At 59.4% G+C, this 6,889-nt stretch carries 4 protein-coding genes; 3 read left to right on the forward strand and 1 reads right to left on the reverse strand.

Annotated elements, in window-relative coordinates; genetic code table 11:
• Window positions 1-118: 118 nt before the first annotated feature.
• Window positions 119-1,858 (forward strand): dipeptidase, encoded by a 1,740-nt coding sequence (locus HU765_RS12410; protein ID WP_186620813.1) that lies wholly within the window; start codon window positions 119-121, stop codon window positions 1,856-1,858.
• 224 nt (window positions 1,859-2,082) lie between these two features.
• On the forward strand, window positions 2,083-3,183 hold the full coding sequence (locus HU765_RS12415) for a pyruvate dehydrogenase (protein WP_186620815.1): 1,101 nt from the start codon (window positions 2,083-2,085) through the stop codon (window positions 3,181-3,183).
• A 9-nt stretch (window positions 3,184-3,192) separates the two neighbouring features.
• Here the strand turns inward: HU765_RS12415 and HU765_RS12420 are convergent, their stop codons facing one another.
• Window positions 3,193-3,645, reverse strand: a complete 453-nt coding sequence (locus HU765_RS12420; protein WP_186546939.1) for a MarR family winged helix-turn-helix transcriptional regulator — start codon at window positions 3,643-3,645, stop codon at window positions 3,193-3,195.
• A gap of 171 nt (window positions 3,646-3,816) precedes the next feature.
• Here HU765_RS12420 and aceE point away from each other — a divergent pair, with 171 nt between their 5' ends.
• The gene (gene aceE / locus HU765_RS12425; RefSeq protein ID WP_186620828.1) at window positions 3,817-6,483 is read left to right on the forward strand and encodes a pyruvate dehydrogenase (acetyl-transferring), homodimeric type; all 2,667 of its coding nucleotides are present in this window, start codon (window positions 3,817-3,819) and stop codon (window positions 6,481-6,483) included.
• Window positions 6,484-6,889: the final 406 nt, after the last annotated feature.

The following is a 6,889-nucleotide window of genomic DNA, read 5'->3' on the forward strand; positions in this document are numbered from 1 at the left end:
TGCGACAGATCAAGTTTGTGACTCCCTCTTCACCCGCTCACGGTGTTAGGTTGCAAAATGTTTCTGTCGCAAGCGTCAGACATACTTTCCCAATCTCTAGCAAAGGAATGCCTGTTACATGGTCTTTTCCCTGAAAAAACTGGCCGCCGCCACTCTGGTCCTAGCCAGCCTCACCGCGTTTACCAGCGCCGCCCAAGCCAACATCACTGCCGAGCAGAGCGCAGCGATCCTGAAATCCTTCGACGGCAAGACCGTAGCGGACTTCCGCAGCTTCCTCGGCAGCCTGGCGAAAAGCGACCTGGCCAAAACGGACAACCTCAACCAGTCCGTCAGCGCCTTCCTCGACAACAAGACCTTGAATGCCGAACAGCAGAATGAAATCCATCGCCTGCTGGGTATCTACACCCGTGTGAAATACGGCAAGGCCGCGCTGGAAACACTGCGCCAACTTGTCGAGATTCCGACCTTCCGCAAGGACGGCGTGGCGCAACACGACAACCCTGAATTCATCAAGATTGCTGGCGAGATTCAGAAACTCGCCGAATCCTTCAATCTGAAATTCCGCAACGTCGATAACCGTGTCTACGAAATCTCTCTGGACGGCAAAGGCAACGAAGTCGTCGGTATTCACGCGCACGCCGATGTGGTGCCAGTAACACCGGAAAACTGGGTGCTCAAGGACGGCACCAGGCTCGACCCGTTCAAGGTCACGCTGATTGGCGATCGCATGTACGGTCGCGGCACCGAAGACGACAAGAACGCCATTGTCGTCGCGCTGTACGCCATGAAGGTGATCAAGGACGAGGAGCTGCCATTGGCGCGCAACTTCAAACTGCTGGTCGACACCACCGAAGAAACCAGCGGCGACGCCATTCCCTACTACTTCGAGCGCAACCCGACGCCGAAGTACAACATGGCGCTGGACGGCGGCTATCCGGTAGTGATCGCTGAAAAAGGTTACGGCACTGTCATGGCCAACTTTGCCAAACGCAAAGGCGAAGGCAACGGCGCGGAAATCGTTTCGATGACCGGCGGCAAGGCAACCAACCAGATTCCGTCCGCTTCGGTGGTCACGCTGGTGACCGACAAGCCTGCCGAGCTGGCCGCCAGCCTGCAACAAGCCGGCGACGCCTACGCCAAAGCCAACGGCGGCGACTTCGAAGTCGCTGCAAAGGTTGACGGCAAAGACGTCAAACTGACCGTCACCGGGGTTTCTGCGCACTCCTCCGAACCTGAGTCCGGCGTCAACCCGGTCGCACGGATGCTGAGTTTCATCAACAGCCTGGACGGCAAAGTCGCGCTCAAGCACAACCAGTTCACCGATGCCGCGCGTTATGCCGATGACAACTGGGGCCTGGATTACCTGGGCAAAAAACTCGGCGTCGGCTTCTCCGACTCGTTCATGGGACCACTGACCACCTCGCTGACCTATGTCGGCGAGGACGACAAAGCTTTCAAACTGGCGGTGAACCTGCGCGTACCGAAGGGCAAATCCCCGGAAAAGCTCAAGGCCGAGATCGCGGAGAAACTGGACGCCTGGAGCAAGAAGACCAATGTCGCGGTGGCATTCGATTATTCGGTGGCCGAACCGATGTATCGCAACCCCGAAGGTGAATGGGTCAAGGCGCTGCTCGCCGTGGCCAGCGAAAACCTCGGCATGAAGTCGGAATTCGGTACTTCCGCAGGCGCGACTTCGGTTCACGAATTGCCGAACGGCGTGCAATTCGGCCTGGCGCGACCTGAAGCCAAATACACCGGCCACACCGATGGCGAATTCAAAACCGTCGAGCAATTTCTGCTCGATCTGCAGATCGTCACGGAGATGATGGGACGTGTCGGGCAGTTGCCAAAGCTCTGATGCGCTGTTTTAACCCGGTCGCTTGTGACCGGGTTAAACATACGAAAGGACCCGGCATCGGGTCCTTTTTTTGCTTCCACAAAACGCGCGCGTCGAGGCTGTCAGCCCCCATGAGCAGGTCGGGCGTCGATCACCTGCAGCCGACATTTAACTTCGTTGCACTTGCAATCATATTGAAGCCTTGAGTAAGGTGCAGGCACGACGGAACGTACGGAGATTGTGGAATGATCGGCTTTTCCAGTTTCACTAAAACGCCAGAAACCAGCCTGGCCGCTCAGGCCTGCATCGATAAGATCCGCACAGTTTCAACGCAGCAGACTGCGGGTTCTTCCTCGCCGCTGCTCACCATGATCGATATCGCCAATCGCCTCGAAAGGGATCCAGGAACGGCCAGGCATATCTGGGTCATCCGCTCCAACAAGCAGAGCCAGACGGCAAATGCCCACACCCGCGTCAGCGCCTGGCCCCTGCGTTTGAGCGCCACAGCTCGCGCCAGTGAAAAACCGCTGCTGTACCTGACCACTTCGGCGACATCGGCCGAGTTGTGTGCGCTTTCCAATGAATCGGCCCATCGGGGCATTCTGTGCAATGACATCGAAACCTTGCCTTCACGCTGGCCCAAGGGGGCTCATCCCTGGGTGCCACTCTGGCTGGTCGCTAACGCGCACTGCTTGCCCTTTGACCCCGCCAGCGGCGCCGAAGCGCAGGCCATTACCCTGGCGGCTTTGCAAAGTTTGTATGTGGAAGGCAATGACGGTTTTTATTACATGGCGCTTCACGATGAGCCCAGTGACTTCATCGCTCCAACCAACCGGCTCAGCGCCAGCGAGGCCTTCAAGGGCATGTACCGGCTCAGCAGCATCGATACCGATTCAGCGCACCCAAAAGTGCGCTTGCTCGGCGCGGGGCTAGCGCTGCAATCAGTGGCGGCGGCGGCGCAACTGCTACGCGAAGACTGGGGCGTGGCCAGCGAACTGTGGAGCTGCCCCAGCTATACCCGCCTGGCCCGCGATGCGGACAATGCGCACCGCTGGAATCGCCTGCATCCGCAGATGCCGCGCAGGTCAGCGCATTTGTTCGATTGTATGGATACCGAAGATTGGCCGGTGGTGGCCGTGACCGGATATGCCCGGCATGTCGCCGAGCAGATCGGTGCACATGTGAAGTCACGGTTCGCGGCCCTCGGTGCCGACTCGATCGGGTCCGTTATGGGCCGGGTGGATGAGCGCTGGATTGCGGTGCTGGCCCTGCAGGTTCTGGCTCAGGAAGGCGTCATCAGCGAGGAGCTCATCAAGCAGGCCATGGATCGGTACCTGCTGCAATGAGACGCTCCCTCACTTCGCCCGCCCACTGCTGCGCGCCGCGCTGGCCGCGCGCTCAAGGGCATCGCTGAAAAGCCGCTGCTGGGTGTCGTCGAATTGCGACAGGAACAGTTCGTCCACCGCGCCTTCGTAGATCGCCCACATTTTCTTGCGTAGCGCCTTGCCCTGCTCGGTGATACTGGCATACGCGCCGCGACCGTCATCGCTGGCGCGGCTGCGGGTGACCAGGCCTTCGGCCTCCAGGCGGTCAACCAGGCGCGTGAGGTTATAGCGCTCGATAGCCATCACATCCGCCAGTTCATTCATTCGCCGGGTGCCTTCGGGGCCGCTTTCCAACCCCCATAACGCGTCGTACCAGGCGTAGGCCGGAAGCCCGGCGGCCGCCAGCCGGCGTTCGATCTCGCGGATCAGGCAGCGGTGTGCCCTGACGAATCTGAACCAGGTATCCGGCTCGTTGGAAGACATGCATCACCTTTTTCATGAAATCGATTTAGTTGCAATTGTAACGCACGGCAGGCTAAGTTCTTCCACGTAGTTGCAATTGCAACTACAAACTCAAAGGCTGGCGATGACCCACGCCCCTTCGTCAGGCACCAAACGACTCGGTGCTGCTGCAATGTCCAGGAGACGACAACGATGGCACAACAACCCGCTTTTCTTGACGAGGATCCACAAGAGACTCGCGAATGGCTCGAATCGATTGAGTCGGTGGCGAATGTCGAAGGACGCCCTCGCGCCCACTATCTGATCGATCAGATGCTTGATTTCGACGCCAACCGTCACGGTGATTTCTACGGACGCGTGACGACGCCCTACGTCAATACGATCCCGGTCGACCGCCAGCAGCCCTACCCCGGCGACGTGGCCGTGGAGCGCCGGATCAATGCCTATATCCGCTGGAACGCGCTGGCCATGGTGCTGCGCGCCGGCAAACATTCGAACGTGGGCGGACACATTGCGTCCTACGCATCGGCGGCGGTTTTGTACGACGTCGGCTTCGAGCATTTTTTCCGTGGCCGCACCGAGCAGTTCGCCGGCGACATGGTGTATATCCAGGGCCACTCCTCTCCTGGCATCTATGCACGGGCGTATCTGGAAGGACGCCTGAGTGAAGAGCAACTGGACAACTTTCGCCGCGAAACCGATCGTGACGGTATTTCCTCCTATCCGCATCCACGGCTGATGCCCGAGTTCTGGCAATTCCCGACGGTGTCCATGGGGCTCGGGCCAATTACCGCCGCGTACCAGGCGCGGTTCATGCGCTACCTGGAAAACCGCGGGCTGAAGGAACATCAAGGGCGTAGAGTCTGGGCGTTTCTCGGTGACGGTGAAATGGACCAGCCCGAATCGCTGGCGGCGATTTCGCTCGCGGGCCGGGAGAAGCTCGACAACCTCATCTTTGTCGTCAACTGCAATCTGCAGCGCCTGGACGGACCGGTTCGCGGCAACAGCAAGGTGATTCAGGAGTTTGAAAGCCTGTACCGGGCGGCTGGCTGGAATGTGCTCAAGGTGATCTGGGGCAGCGGCTGGGATGCGCTGCTGGAGAAGGACAGGACCGGCCTGCTGCGCCAACGGATGATGGAATGCGTCGACGGCGACTATCAGAACTACAAGTCGCAGAACGGCGCCTATGTGCGGGAGCATTTCTTCGGCAAATACCCAGAACTGCTGGAGTTGGTCAGTGACCTGAGCGATGACGACATCTGGAAACTGTCCCGCGGCGGCCATGACCCGGCGAAGGTCTACAACGCCTACGCCGCCGCCATGCGCCACACTGGCGGACCGACAGTCATTCTGGCGAAAACCGTGAAAGGCTTCGGCATGGGTGAAGCCGGTGAAGGCCAGAACATCAACCATCAGTTGAAGAAAATGGGCGACGATGCGGTCAAGGCGTTCCGTGATCGATTCGGCCTGGACCTGAGCGACGATCAACTGCGCGACATGCCCTACCTCAAACCGGCGTCCGACAGCGTCGAGGCCCTCTATCTGCAAGCCCGACGCACCCAACTGGGCGGCTACGTGCCTGCGCGCTTCGGTGCGGTGGCGCCCTTGCAGATTCCGCCCCTGACGACCCTGGACAGCCAGCTCAAGGGCACCGGCGAGCGGGCAATCTCGACGACCATGGCGTTCGTGCGCATCCTCGGTACGCTGCTCAAGGACCCGAACATCGGCAAGCTGATCGTACCGATTGTCCCCGACGAATCACGCACCTTCGGCATGGAGAGCCTGTTCCGCCAGATAGGTATCCACTCGCACGTCGGCCAGTTGTACACGCCTCAGGACGCCGGCCAACTAAGCTATTACAAGGAGGCACGAGACGGTCAGATCCTGCAGGAAGGCCTGAACGAATCCGGCGGAATTTCCTCCTGGATCGCCGCGAGCACTTCCTACAGCACCCACGGTGTGATGACCGTGCCCTTCTACATTTTCTACTCGATGTTCGGCTTCCAGCGCGTCGGCGACCTTGCCTGGGCGGCAGGTGACGCCCGCGCCCGTGGCTTCCTGCTCGGCGCGACATCCGGCCGGACCACCCTGATGGGCGAAGGTCTGCAACACGACGACGGCCACAGCCATGTTCTGTCCTCCACCATCCCTTGCTGCGTGTCCTACGACCCGACTTACGCCTACGAGCTCGCGGTGATCATCCAGGATGGGATGCGGCGGATGTATGTCGAGAACGAGGATATCTATTACTACATCACGCTGCTCAACGAAAATTATCCCCATCCGCCGATGCCCGAAGGTGTCGAGCAGGACATCCTCAAAGGCATGTACCGGCTTCGCCACCCTGCGCAGCCCGAAAGCCAGCACGTGCAACTGATGGGTTGTGGTTCGATTCTGGAGGAAGTCGTTGCCGCTGCGCAGTTGCTGGAGCGCGACTTTGGCGTCAGCAGTGACGTCTGGAGCGTCACCAGCCTGACCGAACTGCGTCGCGACGGCCAGGATGCCGAACGCTGGAACCTGCTCCACCCACAACAGACGCCTCGCATCAGCCATGTAGAAAGCTGCCTGCAGCGTGCACAGGGTCCGGTGGTGGTCGCGACCGACTACATGAAAATATTCGCCGACCAGATCCGCCCGTTCGTGCCCAATCGACGCTTCGTGGCCCTGGGCACCGACGGCTTTGGCCAATCGGACACCCGCGAATCGCTGCGTCGGTTCTTCGAAGTGGACCGCCACTTCATTGCCTTGGCGGCTTTGAAGGCGCTGGCCGATGACGGAGCGATAGCACGGGAAAAAGTGGCCGAGGCGATTGTTCTTTATGGTATCGACCCCGAGAAGCAGAATCCCGCAGCGGTATGATTGTGTTTGATCATGCTTACGGCTTCGTTTCTTTGCTTTGACCCTCTGATGTACGCTGATCGGGCTGGAAGTCCCGCCCGATCTCTTGCCCCCACGTCGCTCGATCTGGTTCCAATCGCCTGCTCGCAAATGCTGGAATTGAGCGCAAGCGAGCAGATGGGCGACGGGGCGGTTCCCTCGAGAATTGCCGAAGAGCAAAACATCCTTTGGTCCAACTTCACATCTACCGTTAGGGGATCTGGAAGCATGAAATAGCGCTACAGTCATTGCTTGGGCCACAAAACGCGCACAAACAAAAACGCCGATCATCACTGATCGGCGTTTTTGTGAAATTGGAGCGGGAAACGAGACTCGAACTCGCGACCCCGACCTTGGCAAGGTCGTGCTCTACCAACTGAGCTATTCC

Origin of the sequence: Pseudomonas sp. SWRI81 (assembly GCF_014268545.1) — a bacterium.
GTDB lineage: Bacteria > Pseudomonadota > Gammaproteobacteria > Pseudomonadales > Pseudomonadaceae > Aquipseudomonas > Aquipseudomonas hamedanensis.